Below are 17,053 nucleotides of genomic sequence, written 5' to 3' on the forward strand. Positions count from 1 at the left end.
TCAATAAATGAGCATCCCTCCTATTGGAAGGATGCCTCTACAATTAAAATTTGTATCCTACTGTCAAGCGAGCATTGCGTAGTGCTTCCGTTTGATAATAATAAAAACCACCCCAGTTGTAATAAGCACCTGAATACAAATAGGCATTAAGTAAATTATTGATATTCAGAGCAAAAGATAATTTATTGACTTGATATGAAACTGCGCCATCCATTTTGAAATAATCTTTCAGAGGTTGTTTCGTTCCATCAAATACGTACCAAGACGAACGACCATTTTGATATTGAGCTCCCAACGAAACGCCCCAGCCTTTCAGTTTTCCATTGGTAGCTTTATATGATAACCAAGCATTGGCAATATTTCTGGTTGAACCTGGTACATCGACACCCTCATTTATAGGATTGGTATCTTTAGTTACTTTTGCGTTAGTATAAGCATAGTTTAAGGTTAGGTCTAGGCCATGAAGGATTTGTCCACGAAGGTCAAATTCAATACCTTTAGTTTGAGTTTGTCCCAACTGAACAGAAAAATTAGGGTTGCTAGGGTCAGCAGTCAATACATTATTCTTGGTAATATTATAAGCAGCCACAGAAGTAGTCCACAAGCCTCCAAGCCATTCTCTTTTCAAACCAACTTCTTTATTATTTCCTGTAATAGGCTTAAAACTTACACCATTCTGACCAGCACCAGCTTGAGGAATGAATGCTTCATCAAACACCGCATAAGCAGAAGTATGTTTGTCAAGCGAATAACTTAGGCCAACTCGTGGAGTAAATTTATTTCCAACAGCTTCGCCAGCATAAGGATTTCCATCGGTTGAGGACGTAAAGCGACCAGCTAAGGTTAATCTTAATTTGTTTTCAATTAGATGAATTTCATCTTGCACATAAAACGCATAATATTTTTGGTAGTAATGCGCTCCACGTTCTTTCAAGCTTTTACTTCTATCATACACAGGATATACCGATTCGGGAGTAATACCGTATTGTGGATTGTAAATTGCCAAAGGAGTAATTTCCTTTCCATCTACAAAATCATGATAATAATCCTTGTAACCAATGTCGGTACCTCCCAACAAAAGGTGTTTAAAAGAGCCCGTTTTAAAATCTCCATTTACAAAAAACTGTCCTAGCTTATTTTCACCTAATACATCCCAGATAGACATTTTGCGATAAAGTGTATCGCCATTGGCTGATATACCAGTAGGCCACATCGATTGTCCCACTTGGCTATAATTCATATAAGCCACCTGTCCTGTAAACTTCCAATTAGGATTAAACGCATGAGCAAACGTCAAAAAAATCGTATTGTCGTTGATATTGGTCGGATCCATATTTTTCTCAGCAGTCGTAAAACTTGCTGGTAAATCAGCAAAACCTTTTTTGGAATAAGAATAATTAGACCCAATCATTGACATTTGGTTATACTGATAGGTGTACTCAGCGGTCAATGAAGTTTTAGCTGAAATTTGGTATTTGATAACTGGTGCTACCGACACACGATTATTGTGCTCAAACAAGCGGTGCGAGCCTTTCGACTGCCCCATAATGTTTAGACGGTACAGTAATTTTCCATCATTCGTTAACTTTCCATCCAAATCCAATGTAGTACGATAGGTATTAAAACTTCCTACAGTACCAGTTACCTCGCCACGTGTAATCCCCGTTGGCTTTTTGGTTACTACATTGTAAAAACCCGCAGGTTCACCATTGGCAAGCATAAATCCGGCAGGACCTTTAACAAACTCAATACGCTCGACCATACTCATGTCTTCAGCAAGAGGTCCCCAAGCCATTTGCACATTCATACCATTACGAAAAGCTGCAATTTGAGAACCACGCATATTCAAAAGTGCATAATTATCCCAGTGTTCAAGGCGTGTAACGCCACTTACATTGCGGGTTACGCCTTCGAGCATGTCAAAAATTTGTTGGTCTTGAAGTAGTTGTTTTGTAACAACTTGGATATTTTGAGGTAATTCGAGTAAAGGGGTTTTTAATCTTAAAGAGATTGAAGGATAATCTGTTACATATTTACTAGGGTTCGAGTTTACGATAACTTCCTGTAATTCTTTGGCACTTTCAGGTAAAGTCAAGGTAATTTCCAGTGTTTGTCCAGAGGTTAAACTTACTTTTTGTTGAACAGCTTCTAAGCCTACAAAACTAGCCTGAACTATATAGTTACCAGCTTTAAGTCCTTGAATTTCAAAATTACCAGCATCGTTGGTTACTACACCTTTATTAGTACCGCGTAAAATTACATTCACAAATTCCGCAGGTTTGCCCTCTTTAGTTTTGACTTGTCCTTTCAATACTGCAGTTTGAGCAATTGATAACCATGAACACATTAATAGCGTCAATGTAAAATAAATGTTTTTCATTATAGAAATATTTGAGAGTTGATCAAGTGGTTAGTGTCCACTATTTAGGGTATCCCCAAGGCCATATTTATAGATTGAAATCCCTAATTATTTTGATTTTGATGAAACAAAATTATAGCTTATTTAGACTAAATACAAATAAATGCACGTTTTTATTTGGAATAATTCTAAACAAGTAAATATATTTGCTTAGAATTTAACACAAGAAAATATATTAATTATCTATTAATCAAATAGTTAAACTTAAATTAGCAAACCTATGAATATTTTAATGTTTAGAACCGATATACAATCACCGATAGGTATCCAATCGGTATGGGAAGCTTTACAGCCACTCGGAATTAAATCATTCAGTATTGATTTTTCTGATTTTAATCATGCGCTTTCTGTGGTGTCAGAAGAACTGATAACTCCTCAATCAATCAGTACTGCATTGAAAGGGATTGGGTATTACAGCGAATACCTTTCAAAGTAGATTTTGACCTTATAAACTAAAAACGTATATACTATGCGTCATCAAGAACATCAAACTCAAAGCATTTTGGAAAAAGAAAATGCTTTTGTTAGTCACTGCACTTGTTGCAATCAATATAATCTTTCCTATAAAAATTTGCTTTTTGCACTTTCTTTGGCTGAGCTTAGACAATTTAAAGCTGTTATGGAGGAAAAAATAGGCTTTTATGAGTATCCAAGTTCTCATGGGAAAGAGTTGTTATTCAAAACTCCGCTACAGCACTTCTTTTTATTGTTTTCAGAAGCCGAAATCCTTGAACTATGTGATTTCATAACCGAAGCATTGTTGGTTATTGAAGCACGATTTATACTATCAAACAGTCAAATTGACGAATAAAAATATAAAAATTTAACAAGGTACACAATACTATTTTGTATAATTAAAATAAGACAAAACAAAGTTTGCAAATGCTTTGGTTCAACAACTGTAGACCGTTGAACTAAGGCATTTTTTATGTACCTAAGCGAAGAAATATCATGATAACCAAAGCCATTAGAAGAATTTTTGAAAGTAAAAATTAAGAATAAATACTCATCTTTAAGAAATTATATTAATCTTTTGTAAAATTTTAGTAAAAAATACGCTAATTTTACCTCATAGCAATAAAATTCCTGTTTCTCACATACAAACAGTTATTTTATTTTGATATTTATAAAAACCACCATACATAATTTTTTCGATAAACCACAGCACCCTATTGGACTGCATTATTATTGGTACTTTTCATAGATATCTTCTTTTTGCTAATTATTGTATTTTCTTTATCTACTAACTAAAAACGCACAAAAAATGAATAATCGTTTACGAAACTTTCTCGTATTATTTCTGTTTGTGTTGACTTGTGGCTATGCCCAAGCTCAAACTACCGTGAAGGGGGTTATTTCTTCGAAAGAAGACGGTACAGCCTTACCTGGTGTTACAGTTGTTCTAAAAGGTACTACCAAAGGTACAACCACCGATAAGGATGGTAAATTTAGTATCGCTGCTACTGGAAATGGCACTTTAGTTATTTCATCGGTAGGTTACACAAAACAAGAAATTGCTATCCAAAACCGTACGACTATCAATGTATCACTTGAAGGTGATGCTCAAATGTTGAACGAAGTATTAATTGTTGGATATGGTACAGTAAATAAAGCTACTCACGTTGGTTCGTCTGCTCAAATAGGAAAAGACGTAATTGCAACTAAACCAGTAGCAAACGTAATGAACGCCCTAGTTGGTGCTGCTCCAGGGGTTCAGGCTACCTTGTCTGGTGGTGCTCCAGGTTCTGAACCTACCATTCGTGTAAGAGGTTTTGGTTCACTTTCTGCTTCAAACAACGCACTTTATGTAGTTGATGGTGTACCATTCAATGGTAGTACCTCTACTTTGAACCCAGACGATATTGAGTCAATCTCAGTATTGAAAGATGCTGCTACTACAGCTATTTACGGTTCACGTGGTGCAAACGGTGTAATCATGATTACTACCAAAAAAGGAAAAGAAGGTCGTAATAACTTCAATGTAAGTGCATCAGTAGGTGTAATTGCTAGAGGTTTGCCTGAATATGAAACTGTAAGTGCTCAACAGTATTACCCTTTGATGTGGGAAGTATATCGTAATACGTTGGCATACGGTTCATTAAAAGTACCTCAAGATGTAGCTAGTAGCATTGCCTCAGGTTTGACAACTTCTTATGGAGGTAGAACTTACACTGGTATTTACAATTTGCTTGGTAACTACAACCCATTCAACGTAGCATCAAATCAAATTGTAGATGTAAATGGACAATTGAACCCTAATGCTCAGCTATTATATCCAGAAGACTTGAACTGGGCAAATGCTATGCAACAAGGGGGAAAAAGCAGAAAAAACTATACGATCAATTATGATGGTGGTACTAGCAAGTCTGACTACTTTGTATCATTAGGTTATACAAAAGAACAAGGTTATTTGTTAAAATCTGATTTCGAACGTTTCACTGGTCGTGTTAGTGTAAATACGCAAGCTACAAAATGGTTGAAAACTGGTTTGAACTTGAATGGTACTTACAGCATGGCAAATGTTGATGCTGGTTCAGATGGTGGTACTTCATTTATCAACCCATTCTTCATTTCACGTTTCATGGCTCCAATCTATCCTGTTTATAAGCATGATCCAACAACAGGCGCTTACGTATTGGATGCTAATGGAAATAAGGTATATGACATGGGAGACTCAAGACCAAACTCTAGTGGTCGTCATACAATTTGGGAAAATGAGTTGAACCAACGTAACCAAATCCGTGGTTTAATTGGTGCCCGTACTTTTGCTACTATCTCAATCTTACCAAGTTTGAAAGCTACAACTAACCTGAGCTTTGATTTACAAGATACACACTACCGTACTTACGATAACCCAACGATTGGTGATGGTGCTCCAGCGGGTCGCTCATATCACTACTTGTACCGTACGACTAACTACACATGGAACCAATTGTTAGAATATGACAAACAGATTGGAAAACACCATGTAACAGTTTTAGGTGGACACGAAAACTTTACTTATAAATATAACTATTTGACAGGTTCTCGTTCTGGAATTATCGTTGATGGTATTACTGAATTACCAAACTTTGCAACAGTATTAGGCGTTTCTTCTTATGAAGACAATTACACAATTGAAAGTTACTTTGCAAGAGCAAACTATGATTTTGACAAGAAATATATTTTGAACGCTTCTATCCGTCGTGATGGTAACTCTCGTTTCGCTCCTGCTGTACGTTGGGCTAACTTCTGGTCAGTAGGCGGCGCTTATAATATCGAAAGAGAAGATTTCTTTGATGTAAAATGGGTTGACTTGTTGAAAGTAAGAGCCTCTTATGGTGTAGTAGGTAATGATGGTGGTTTAGGTTTTTATCCTTACCAAGCATTATATACCTTAGGTAGAAATAACAATGCTGAACCTGGATTTTCACAAGCATCCATTCCAAACCCTGATTTGACTTGGGAAACAGCAAACAACTTTGATTTAGGTGTTGACTTCAGTTTATTTAAAGGTAAATTGTCTGGTAGCCTTGAATATTTCAATCGTGAAACAGCAGGATTGATTTTCAACGTGCCTCTTCCTTTAGCTTCTGGTGGTACAACAGGTGGTGGTTTTACTATTCCTAAAAACATTGGTAACCTTTACAATAGAGGTCTTGAATTGCAATTGACAGGTGATATCATTAATACAGGTGACTTCAAATATTCAGCAACTATTAATGCTACTACTTTGAAAAACCAGATCACTAAAATGCCAGAAAACCAACCGTTAATTATCAATGGCTCTAAAGCATATAGCGTTGGTCACTCTATTTACGATTTCTACTTGCGTCAATTTTATGGTGTTGATTCCGAAACAGGTAACGCCTTGTACAAAACGAACATCTTGACGACTAACGGTAAAGTAATTGGTGCTGATACAGTTACAACTGTATTAGCTGAAGCTAACCAACGTTACAATGGAACATCTTCTATTCCAGATGTTTATGGCTCGATGAATAACAACTTTTCTTACAAAAACTTTACATTGAGCGTACAATTAACTTACCAATTAGGTGGTAAAGTATATGACTCTGCATATGGTTCATTGATGCACGGTGGTACATATGGTAACGCATTACATGTTGATGCATTAAGACGTTGGCAAAAACCGGGTGACGTAACAGACGTTCCACGTTTCGATAACGGAAATATCACTAACCAGACTGGTGGTAGTACAAGATACTTAACAGATGCTTCATACCTAATGTTGAATAACGTTACCCTAACTTATAAAATCCCTTCAAACTGGTTAGCTAAGATTGGTGCTAAAAATGCAAGCATCTATTTTTCAGGTGAAAACCTTGGTCTATTGTCAGCAAGAAAAGGTATGAACGTAACAGGTTCATTTAACGGTACTGTAGACAACACCTATAACTTCAACAGAGTTATGTCAATTGGTGCTCGTTTAGGTTTTTAATTAGGAAATCATCGATAAAAGAGAAAAAGCAAATGAAAAATATACTAAAAAAAGGCGTTCTAGGATTAATGACTGCGCTGTCATTATCTGCGTGCGAATCGGATTATCTCGAAACAGCACCTACAGACCAAGTTGCTACAGTAGATGCTTTTAAAACAACTAAAAATGCATGGGCTGCATTGAATGGTATCCACCGTTTGATGTACTCTCAAATTTTTAGTGTTCAACCACAAGGTGGTCAATCAGGAAACATGTTATACATGGATATCATGGGTGACGACTTGGTGTTTCCTAACGTTTCTAATTCAGGTTTGAGAAATGAATACCAATGGATTAGTCACCGTACTGCAACCAGCTCAATTTGTTATTATAACTATACTTTCTATTACATGCTTATCAGTAACGCAAACATGATTATTGCGAATATTGATAAAGCAGAAGGTTCTGATGCTGACAAAAAAGCGATTAAAGCAGAGGCTTTAACTTACCGTGGTTGGGCTTATTTCCAAATGGTACAGTTATTTGGAGAACGCTTTGTGGCTGGTGCTGCTAACAGTGGTTTAGGTGTTCCATTAGTTCTTGAACCAAAAACTACTCCAACGCCACGTGCTACCGTTGCTGAGGTTTATACTCAAATCAACAAAGACTTAACAGATGCTATTGCTTTGTTTTCAGGCTATACTCGTTTAGACAAGTCTCACTTCAATATCAATGTAGCTAAAGGTATCAAGGCTCGTGTTGCACTTACTCAACAAGATTGGACTACTGCTGCTACCTTAGCAAAAGAAGCAAGAGCTGGCTTTACGTTGATGTCAAATACAGACTATTTGGGTGGTTTCAACAACTATTCAAATGGAGAATGGATGTGGGCTTCTAGAATTGTAGCAGATCAGACTAACTACTTCTACTCGTTCTTCGCTTATATGTCGAACAACTATAGTTCAACGGCTATTCGTTCAACTCCAAAAGTGATGTTCTCAGCATTGTACAATAAAATTACTGATACAGATATTCGTAAGAAATTGTGGGATCCAACAGGTAAAAACACCGTTGATTTCCCTCTTCCAGCTTCTACGTTCAACAGATATGCATACCATCCTAAGAAATTTAGAGTGGCTGACGTTAACTTAAGTATCGGTGATGTTCCTTACATGCGTGCTGCCGAAATGTATTTGATCGAAGCTGAAGCTTTGGCTCGTTCAGGAAATAACTCAGGTGCTGCCGATGCACTTTATCCTTTAGCAATTAACCGTGACCCTTCTTATGTAAAATCTACAAAGACTGGAGATGCATTAATCGAAGAAATCATGACTCAGCGTCGTGTTGAACTTTGGGGTGAAGGTTTCCGTTTCTACGATTTGAAACGTACAAATGCTGCTTTGAACCGCAATGGTGGTAACCACAATGCTGCTTATACAAACGGTGTAATGGATGTACCTGCTGGTGATAAGAGATGGGTATTCTTGATTCCTCAAGACGAAATCAATAACACTAATGGTGTGGTTGTTCAAAACCCACAATAAGCTAATTTAGGGCTTAAAAATAGTAGGGCTGTTATCAACTTAGGTTAATAACAGCCCTCTTTTTTGAGAAAAAAATGAAATAAATAGCGTGTATAATTTAAATTTTATACAATATTTGTTTAATATTTATTTGTCCAATCCATACTTTATTAAACCTCATGCTATACAGACACAAAAAAAGCCTTTCTTGTATAAAGGTAATTAGTAGTTCCATCTATAATCGCGATATTGAAGCCTTCTGTGTAATGTTTACTCGATTCGACGATACAACTGAAGAACTATTCTTCATGACAAAAGATGAGTTTGATCAACAGTTCGAATTACAAAATGCCTCCCACAAATCAAACGAAACAGCCTTTGTAAATATTCCTAGTTAGTACTTACATATCTTTAGCACATCGAAAGCCAATATGGTTTGTCGAACTCATGGCCTCTCCTTTTCCTCTACTCCCCGCCTCATATCTTACACAATACTGATCACTGCACAGATAAGAGCCGCCTCTTTGAACATACTTTACGACGCCAGGTTCTTCTGGGTCAAAACTATTTTTAGGTCCTTTAGGGTTTTGCGCTGGACTCGACTTGTAATAATTCACATGATACAAATCACTACACCATTCCCAAACATTTCCTGTCATATCATACACACCTGTGGTATTAGCTGGGAATGACCCTACTGGAGCTGTAGCAGCATAACCATCCTTTTTAAGGTTACTTGTCGGAAAGGTACCTTGAAAAATATTTGCCATCCATTTTCCATTAGGTAGTAATTGATTTCCCCATTCGTATTTGGAACTAGTATTTTTACCCTTCGAGGCAAATTCCCATTCGGCCTCCGTAGGTAGACGTTTTCCTGCCCATTTGGCATAAGCCATAGCATCTTCATGGGCAATATGAACAACGGGATAGTTCTCCTTTCCTGCAATATTACTCTTAGGACCTAATGGATGTTGCCAGTCTGCGCCAGCTACAAACTCCCACCATTCGAAGTAGTTATCAAGCGAGCTAACTTGCTTTGGTGCTTTAAAAACCAATGACCCTGCCTTTAATTTTTCTAATGGAACACCAGGAAATGCTTTAGGATCGAGTGGTCTTTCTGCCACAGTGATATATTTGGTAGCTTTTACAAATGCTGAAAACTCCGCATTCGTTACCTCATGAGCATCTATCCAATATGAGTTGACTGTGACTTTATGAACAGGTACTGCATCTGAGAAGTCTTTATTTCCCATCATAAAACTACCTCCTTGCACAAACACCATTCCGTTATCTTTCTTGTCTGCATTAGCCTTGATACTATTTTTCGTGGCTATTCTAGCTAAGCTTTTTTTCTTAGGTTCTGTTTTACAAACAACTACAGAAGGCTTTTGCTGTGTGGTGATAGCTTCAGGAGAAATCGGGTTTAAAATCGATCCCACCAGACTTGCTAGCATTGTTATTCTTATCATGGTACAAAATTTTATAGAAAATAGGATTTTAAATCTCTACGGATAATGTTCAAATTTAGTAAAAACTCAAGAGTTTTGTATCCTTTAGTTTTATTCTCCTTACTATCCTAAAATCTGCTGATTATTTATCTTAAACAAAAAACGCTTCCTAAGGTCTGTACCTCAGAAAGCGTTTTATTGACAAAATTAGTTAGGTTACTGCAAGTGTTTGCATGAATTGAGCCTCTATTTCACCAATCGGATAGATTGTATAGCACCAGAACCATTTTCTCCTGTCGCGACTATTTTAATTTGAATGCTTTTCTGCATCAAAATATTTTCCCCTAAGTCTATGGTAAAGACTTGTGATTTTCCGTTTTCTGTACTAGTCTCCACTTTTTGAGTTAAGGTATCATTCAACCAAACTTCGAAGGCATGAGCTTTTGAATCTTTCAATATGGTTATTTCAATCGCTTTAGACTTTAAGTCTGGGTTATTTAGTTTATAAGACATCCATGCGGTTGTCGAACGCCAAAAATTACCAATACTCCCTCCTACTCTAGTCTGTTTTCCGTCAAATGCGTGGTCTGCTTCTGGTTGTTGTTCGCCCAAACTAATCCAATCTACAGTTTTTTGACGCAAAATAATATCAGCCTGCTCTTCTGCCTTCAATTTTTCCTGATGCTGACTTACCTCATTAGCATTCATCAAAGGCCAGTACATCATATAACGAGCATCATGCAACTGATAAAATGGCTTTAAAATCAAACTTGTTTTTTGAGTAAAAAACAAATTAGGATTTTCTATTTTATAAGCAAGAGGCTGGTTTTTAAGAGGCTTCAAACTCGCAATTACGGCATTTTGTGAACCCACCAATACAGGAGCTTGATTGATAGGATACAATTTGCCCATAGCTTCATGACCCATTCTTGAATCATCTGCTACTAATCCCTTCAAATCTAAAGAATCTGTAGCAGCAGCCAAAATGATTGGCCCGTGAGCAAAAGCATACCAATTAGAGCCATCAGGCAATTGTTCCAAGCGAGTTTGCATTGGTAATGCTAATTGAATTTTGTCGCCATTTTTCCACGTCTTCTCAAGTGAGACATATCCCTGGGCATCAACCGTTAAGTATTGAGGTTGATTATTAACTTTCACCAATAGTTTTTCACTATTTAGCCAAAAAGGTTTTCTCAGAAATAACTTAAATTTTTGTGTTTGCTTCAACGAAAGTTGAATAACAGTGCTTTCTTGATTTGGAAAATCTGTTTTTTGGATAAAACGAATACCTCTTTCTTTCCAATCAAGTTGCGATGGCACAAATAAGTTTACCCAAATATTTTTATCATCATGAGCATATATCAGCTCGGCATACTTCCCGTGGTTTTCTATCCCAGACCCTACGCAACACCAAAAACCTTTCTGAGCATCAGAATATACACGATAATGTTGAGGACGAATCGGTGTAAAATAAACCAATCCTCCATGTTCAGGATGCTGGGAAGAAAGAATATGATTGTAAAGTGTTCTTTCGTAAAAATCTATATATGAAGACTTTGGCTCATGCAAAAATAAGGCTTTGGTGAGTTTTAGCATATTATACGAGTTACAAGTCTCTGGTCCTTGGTTAGACTCCAACATAGGCTTAAAATCGTTCGTCGCATTGAAATGTTCACGATAACTATTTCCTCCAAAAGCCACACTACGTTTTTGAGTTACATTTTGCCAAAAATATTCACTCGCAGAATGCCAATCTTGACGGTTTTTCAACTCAGCGATTCGTTCAAAACCTATGACTTTCGGAATTTGTGTATTGGCATGCAAACCTGTTAGTTTGTCTTCATGCGACACCAATGGTGCAAGAATAGCCTGATGCGACATTCTTTCGGCTGCATCCAGATATTTGTTTTGTTGAGTTATTACATACACATCTGCCAAAACCTCATTCATACCTCCATGCTCTGTTTTAAGCATCTGTTGAATTTGCGTATCATTGAGTGGCGCAATTAGATTACAAAACCAGTCCGTAAGATGAATCAGCACTTCCTTAGCTTCTTGGTTTCCACCAATCAAATAGGCATCTCTTAAACCAGCAAATAACTTGTGAATGTTATACAAAGGCACCCAAGTGTTATTCAAACCAAAGCCACTACCATCAATATCACCTTTACCGATTCTTTCCCAAAAAATTTTGCCATTGGGTATTCCTCCCACATAACCATTTTTGTTTTGTTGTTGACAAAGTGCTAGTTCAGCGATACAATAATCTAGCTTTTCTTTCAAACGCTTATCATCTGTAGATGCATACATCAACGCCAATGCAGACAAATAATGCCCTCCAATATGACCGTCTAAGCCCGAACTTTCCCAGTTACCATACGCTGGTGCTTTTACGGGTAAACCAGCTTCCTTGCGATACGGCGCAAGCAATCTGTCGGCATTAAGTGAAAGAATATAGTCTAAATCCTTTTGTTGGGCATGCTGAAATGCACCGCCTGTCAATCTGACTTCATTCAAAGAAAAAGCCTCAATCGGCTTTGGAGAGTTTTGGGCATAGCTTACTGAAGAACTTATCGTAAAGCCAAGCCCAATGAGGATAGAGGTTACTTTTGTCATTATCGTCAAAAAATAAATTGTGTATTATTGACACAAATATAAATAACAGAAAAGTAACTAAATCATGATTTGTCATGGTTTTTTAAAAATAAATCTCTTTAAAATGAAATTGTCTTTCAAAATAGGTCCAAAACCCTTTTGAAAGACAATCCATTAGCTGAAAAAGAATCTGTTATTTCTCCTCTATTATCACAAATCCCCACGGCTCAAGCGATACTCCTTGATTAGAAGTTATAGCTTTATTGGCCAACAATTCAGTACCAGCATTTTCTTTGTATGTAAAATTTTGAGAAGCTCCTGAATAGTTAAAAAAGTAATGTAATTTCTTCCCCAGTTGATTGGTACCCGAACGATGAACTAGTGGAAACTCCAACCCTGATTTTTCTTTTGGTAATTGGGCTTTATCCAAAACATTTTGTAAAACCTGCTTGTAAACAAACTCACTGGTCAAACATCCAACATAAGTTGCTGTTCCTTTACCAAATTGATTTTGAGTAATAGCTGCATATTTTCCCCATTGAGGATGCTCATAATTAGCCAAAACTTTGGCTGTTGTTGGAGTCAGCAATTCCATCCATTGGGTTACTTTAGTTTTGTCTGATGTCCATTTTCCTTCTGTATCTTTCAAACTTACACCATTAGGAATAGAAAACTGAGAATATTGTACTCCACAAGCTTCGGATATGATGGCAGGTTGTATTTCTGTTCTGACTTTGACATTTTCATCAGAAAAACCACTTTTCAAAGTATAAACCACATGTCCGCCATTTTTGACAAAATCATTCAGTTTTTTCAAAAGATTGGTTGGGGCGGCATAAAGGGCAGGAACAACAATTACTTTGTATTGCGAAATATCCTCTGTTGAAGGGTCGATAAAATCAAGCTCGACATTCATTTTATACAAAGCATCATAGTAAGGTCTCAAAATATCATTATAAGTCTCACGAGCTCCCCAACCAAAACTAAACGCATTAAATGCTGTCAAAGCCTCGTTACTGAATAGAATTGCTACTTGATTATTCTTTTTAAGATTGATTAATTTTTGTCCAACTCTTTGAAAATCTTGACCTATCGTAATAGCTTCATTATACGTAGGATTAGGCTGAAAATCATGACTTAGCAAACCTTTCCAATATGTTTCGGCCGAATTATGAATTGAGTGCCAATGCCAATATTCAACCATATTTGCTCCAGAAGCTAAATGACTAAAAGCCTGCAAACGTAATTGATTAGGATATGGTGTCCATTGAGGAAAGCCTTGAGCTTCAGTTTCTAATACAAAATAATTCTTTCCATTCTTCATCGAACGAGTAATGTCTCCCCCCAAAGCAATTTCAGTCCCAGTTAATTGGTCTTGACTAGGGTGATAAATATCTATCCCTGCCACATCCAAGGTTTTAGCCGTTGCAAAATGATCTACATCAGGCTGAATCCCATAAGAATACCCTCGCCAATCTAGGTCAAAATTTTGCGTAATAAATTGCTCAGGACGCTTATATTCACGAACTATATCTGCTTGCCATTTCAAGAAATCAACCACCAATTTACGTTGGAACTTAGCAAATTCAGCAGCGAAACTTGCATTGATAGTCCCAACTGTTGAAGGAAAATCTTCCCATGTATTAATTCTGTTACTCCAATAATCAAAACCAAAAGCTTTATTTAGTTTATCAAGTGTGCCGAATTTTTGTTTACAATATTCTACAAAAGCCTTTTGTACATTGGGCCCTGCTGTACCATAAGCCTTAGTTTCATTATCTACTTGATACCCAATTATAGCAGGATGTTTACTAACATGCTCCATTAATTTGCGGATAACCCTCTCGCTGGCTTCACGATAGTGCACATTCGAAATATCCATATTTTGTCGCGCCCCATATTGATTCTGTCCACGAGAGGTCACAGCTAAAACATCAGGATGCTTACGAACCAGCCAAGTTGGTACAGCGTAAGTAGGCGTTCCTATAATTACAGCGATTCCAGCTTTGTGCATGGCATCTAAAACTCGATCAATATGCGAAAAGTCAAAGGTATTTTCTTGAGGCTCTAAAGTGCTCCAAGTAGACTCAGCAATACGGACCACGTTAATGCCAGCCTTTTTCATCATTTCAACATCTTGCTGAAGCCTATCATAGGGCATATACTCATCATAATAAGCTACACCATAATAAGGAGTTTTGGGAGAGAAATTCTGAGCTTGTAAACCATGATGAGAAGCAACAGCCAAGCAGATAGCGCACCAAATTTTTTTCATAGTAAAATAAGATATTTATTGAATCATAAAGATACAATAAATATAGTCAAACAAATACTTCGTAAAGTCTAAATTTAATAAAGGGATTTTTGCAGATACTTATCAAAAAATAAAAAAGAAGCTATCCTATTCAGGATAGCTTCAATCGCTAAAACGCAGTGCTTAAATGAACATTTTATAAATATTATTCACGTAAACATTTAAAAACAATTCCTGAAATCAGGATATACCAATTACACTTTTAAAAACACGGTTAAACCACGAGCCCCATGCGCACCCAATACCAATGATTGTTCAATATCGGCCGTTTTAGAAGGTCCAGCTAAGAAAGTCGCAAAACCATATTCCTCCATTCCGATTTGAGTATAAGCTTCATGCATTGATGATACTAAAGAATTTGCTTCTAAAACAATCGCCAAATATTGTGGAATAAATGCCGAAACACGTTGCTTCAAAAGGGATTCGGTAATCCATATAGCGCTGTTTTCAGCAACGCCCAAATGACCTCGTATGATAGTGAAATCAACATTCTCCAAAGTATGCGGGTCATTATCGACCCAATCAAGCTCGGCAATATCCGCCAATTCGGGAAGAGTTGAGGTGATTCTGGCATTCGAATCGAAATGTTCGTGGACGAAAGCCTTTATTTCTGACCAATCCGAAAACTCGATTACTTTACCACCAATACCTTCCAAAATTGTTTTAAACTGTTGGGCAGGGCTTTCATAGACGTTCCCCAATCCTTTCAAATCAGGTAATGCACTAAATTCTGGTTGATTTTGAGCTATTTTTGCTAAAATTTTATCTCTGCTACTCATGATATTTGGGCAACCAATGAAGGTTTTATCAATGTGATTCAACTTTAGTTTGATGCAAAATAGAAAGAAAAGAAGGCGGGTGGAAAATCTCTCACCCAATCCGACTTTTACACCTCACTATGTCATGGATAAACTCCAAATTTTGCATTGTCGTTTGTAAATCCTCTCGGACAAACTAAGATTTTTTATTATTCAGATACCATTCTCTAAAAGATTCCTTTGGAGGCTCTGGCATTTCTCTATTTTTGAACCAAGGATTTAACCCATTATTAACCACAAAAGGTATATTACGCATAAACCATCGCCCAACTTTCCCTCCTGTTTGATAAATAGCAGGATTTGATAATGTAAAGGTCATTGCGCCCATTCCTAGTTTTTTGGAAGTGGTCGCATAACCCTCTTTTACAATCACCTGACGCCATTTATAAAGTTGGTCGTGAATATCAATTTTGACGGGGCATACATTCGAGCATGAACCACATAGCGTCGAAGCAAATGGTAAATCTGCATTCTTACGCATATCCAAATTAGGCGCTAAAATAGAACCAATTGGACCAGCAACCGCATTATGATAACTGTGACCACCACTACGACGATACACAGGACACGTGTTCATACAAGCTCCACAACGAATACACTTCAACGAGTTACGAAAATCTTCACGACCCAACTGCGTCGAGCGACCATTATCGACAATCACAATGTGCATTTCTTGACCTTCACGGGGCTTTTTGAAATGACTCGAGTATGTTGTAATGGGTTGCCCTGTAGCACTTCTCGCCAACAATCTCAAAAATACACCGAGGTGTTCACGACGAGGTATTAATTTTTCAAAACCCATACATGCAATATGAACATCAGCCAAGTGAGCGCCCATATCTGCATTTCCTTCGTTGGTACAAACCACAAACTCTCCAGTTTGAGCTACTGCAAAATTCACACCTGTCAGTGCTATTTTACGAGTCAAGAAAGTTTCACGCAAGTGGTGACGTGCGGCTTCAGTAAGATATTGCGGATCCTTATTTCCTTTTTCAGTTCCTAAATGTATGTGGAAAGTTTCACCAACATCCTCTTTTTTCAAGTGAATCGCAGGTAAAACAATATGACTTGGTGGCTCATCGCGCAATTGAACAATGCGTTCACCTAAGTCAGTGTCAATTACCTCAACACCATTTTTGGCTAAATAATCGTTCAAATGGCATTCCTCGGTCAGCATTGACTTACTCTTTACCATACGAGTAACGCCATGCTTAGCAATAATACCATGTACAATCTTGTTATGCTCCTCGGCATCGGCAGCCCAATGCACATGTACGCCATTGGCCAAGGCATTCTTCTCAAACTCGACTAAATAGTCGTGCATATTTGACAGCACATTATGCTTGATGTTCGAAGCCGTAGAGCGCAATAATTCCCAATCAGGAATATTATGGGCAGCTTTATCTCGCTTACTTCTTACAAACCAAAGTGTTTCGTCATGCCAACCTACACGCTCTTTGTCTTTATTAAATACCTCCGAGGCTTTGCTATGTTCAAGAACTTTAGATTCCATATT

11 protein-coding genes are annotated in these 17,053 nt (G+C 37.3%); 5 read left to right on the top strand and 6 right to left on the bottom strand.

Translation table 11 applies throughout. The features are described 5' to 3' along the window. Positions 1–43: 43 nt before the first annotated feature. On the bottom strand, positions 44–2,380 hold the full coding sequence (locus GVN22_RS11540; protein ID WP_166551180.1) for a TonB-dependent receptor: 2,337 nt from the start codon (positions 2,378–2,380) through the stop codon (positions 44–46). Positions 2,381–2,639: 259 nt separating this feature from the next. Between GVN22_RS11540 and GVN22_RS11545 the strand changes: the two genes are divergently transcribed. The 5 genes from GVN22_RS11545 (at position 2,640) to GVN22_RS28085 (ending at position 8,760) form a co-directional block, all read left to right on the top strand. After that, the gene (locus tag GVN22_RS11545) at positions 2,640–2,855 is read left to right on the top strand and encodes a hypothetical protein (protein ID WP_166551181.1); all 216 of its coding nucleotides are present in this window, start codon (positions 2,640–2,642) and stop codon (positions 2,853–2,855) included. Between the two features lie 33 nt (positions 2,856–2,888). After that, on the top strand, positions 2,889–3,230 hold the full coding sequence (locus tag GVN22_RS11550) for a DUF6686 family protein (protein WP_283383351.1): 342 nt from the start codon (positions 2,889–2,891) through the stop codon (positions 3,228–3,230). A 453-nt stretch (positions 3,231–3,683) separates the two neighbouring features. Further along, the gene (locus GVN22_RS11555; protein ID WP_166551183.1) at positions 3,684–6,860 is read left to right on the top strand and encodes a SusC/RagA family TonB-linked outer membrane protein; all 3,177 of its coding nucleotides are present in this window, start codon (positions 3,684–3,686) and stop codon (positions 6,858–6,860) included. Positions 6,861–6,892: 32 nt separating this feature from the next. Then, positions 6,893–8,383, top strand: a complete 1,491-nt coding sequence (locus GVN22_RS11560) for a RagB/SusD family nutrient uptake outer membrane protein (protein ID WP_166551184.1) — start codon at positions 6,893–6,895, stop codon at positions 8,381–8,383. A gap of 245 nt (positions 8,384–8,628) precedes the next feature. Next, a complete protein-coding gene (locus GVN22_RS28085; protein ID WP_255494266.1) occupies positions 8,629–8,760 on the top strand; it encodes a hypothetical protein in 132 nt (43 codons plus the stop codon). A 3-nt stretch (positions 8,761–8,763) separates the two neighbouring features. Here the strand turns inward: GVN22_RS28085 and GVN22_RS11565 are convergent, their stop codons facing one another. The 5 genes from GVN22_RS11565 to GVN22_RS11585 all read right to left on the bottom strand — a co-directional run bounded on the left by GVN22_RS11565 (position 8,764) and on the right by GVN22_RS11585 (position 17,050). Beyond that, positions 8,764–9,831: a formylglycine-generating enzyme family protein gene (locus GVN22_RS11565; protein WP_166551185.1), complete on the bottom strand. Its 1,068-nt coding sequence runs from the start codon at positions 9,829–9,831 to the stop codon at positions 8,764–8,766. A 225-nt stretch (positions 9,832–10,056) separates the two neighbouring features. Beyond that, a complete protein-coding gene (locus GVN22_RS11570; RefSeq protein ID WP_166551186.1) occupies positions 10,057–12,426 on the bottom strand; it encodes a glycoside hydrolase family 127 protein in 2,370 nt (789 codons plus the stop codon). 172 nt (positions 12,427–12,598) lie between these two features. Beyond that, positions 12,599–14,680, bottom strand: a complete 2,082-nt coding sequence (locus tag GVN22_RS11575) for a beta-galactosidase (protein ID WP_205690867.1) — start codon at positions 14,678–14,680, stop codon at positions 12,599–12,601. A 233-nt stretch (positions 14,681–14,913) separates the two neighbouring features. After that, complete coding sequence (locus tag GVN22_RS11580) at positions 14,914–15,498, bottom strand: LUD domain-containing protein (RefSeq protein ID WP_166551187.1); 585 nt, start codon at positions 15,496–15,498, stop codon at positions 14,914–14,916. A gap of 175 nt (positions 15,499–15,673) precedes the next feature. After that, positions 15,674–17,050: a lactate utilization protein B gene (locus tag GVN22_RS11585; RefSeq protein WP_166551188.1), complete on the bottom strand. Its 1,377-nt coding sequence runs from the start codon at positions 17,048–17,050 to the stop codon at positions 15,674–15,676. Positions 17,051–17,053: the final 3 nt, after the last annotated feature.

This window comes from Cellulophaga sp. BC115SP, from assembly GCF_009905545.1.
Classification (GTDB): Bacteria; Bacteroidota; Bacteroidia; order Cytophagales; family Spirosomataceae; genus Flectobacillus; species Flectobacillus rivi.

Bases quoted from the DNA above. Each gene is read 5' to 3' on its own strand.
- GVN22_RS11540 (WP_166551180.1), bottom strand. From the start codon at position 2,380: ATGAAAAACATTTATTTTACATTGACGCTATTAATGTGTTCATGGTTA.
- GVN22_RS11545 (WP_166551181.1), top strand. From the start codon at position 2,640: ATGAATATTTTAATGTTTAGAACCGATATACAATCACCGATAGGTATC.
- GVN22_RS11550 (WP_283383351.1), top strand. From the start codon at position 2,889: ATGCGTCATCAAGAACATCAAACTCAAAGCATTTTGGAAAAAGAAAAT.
- GVN22_RS11555 (WP_166551183.1), top strand. From the start codon at position 3,684: ATGAATAATCGTTTACGAAACTTTCTCGTATTATTTCTGTTTGTGTTG.
- GVN22_RS11560 (WP_166551184.1), top strand. From the start codon at position 6,893: ATGAAAAATATACTAAAAAAAGGCGTTCTAGGATTAATGACTGCGCTG.
- GVN22_RS28085 (WP_255494266.1), top strand. From the start codon at position 8,629: ATGTTTACTCGATTCGACGATACAACTGAAGAACTATTCTTCATGACA.
- GVN22_RS11565 (WP_166551185.1), bottom strand. From the start codon at position 9,831: ATGATAAGAATAACAATGCTAGCAAGTCTGGTGGGATCGATTTTAAAC.
- GVN22_RS11570 (WP_166551186.1), bottom strand. From the start codon at position 12,426: ATGACAAAAGTAACCTCTATCCTCATTGGGCTTGGCTTTACGATAAGT.
- GVN22_RS11575 (WP_205690867.1), bottom strand. From the start codon at position 14,680: ATGAAAAAAATTTGGTGCGCTATCTGCTTGGCTGTTGCTTCTCATCAT.
- GVN22_RS11580 (WP_166551187.1), bottom strand. From the start codon at position 15,498: ATGAGTAGCAGAGATAAAATTTTAGCAAAAATAGCTCAAAATCAACCA.
- GVN22_RS11585 (WP_166551188.1), bottom strand. From the start codon at position 17,050: ATGGAATCTAAAGTTCTTGAACATAGCAAAGCCTCGGAGGTATTTAAT.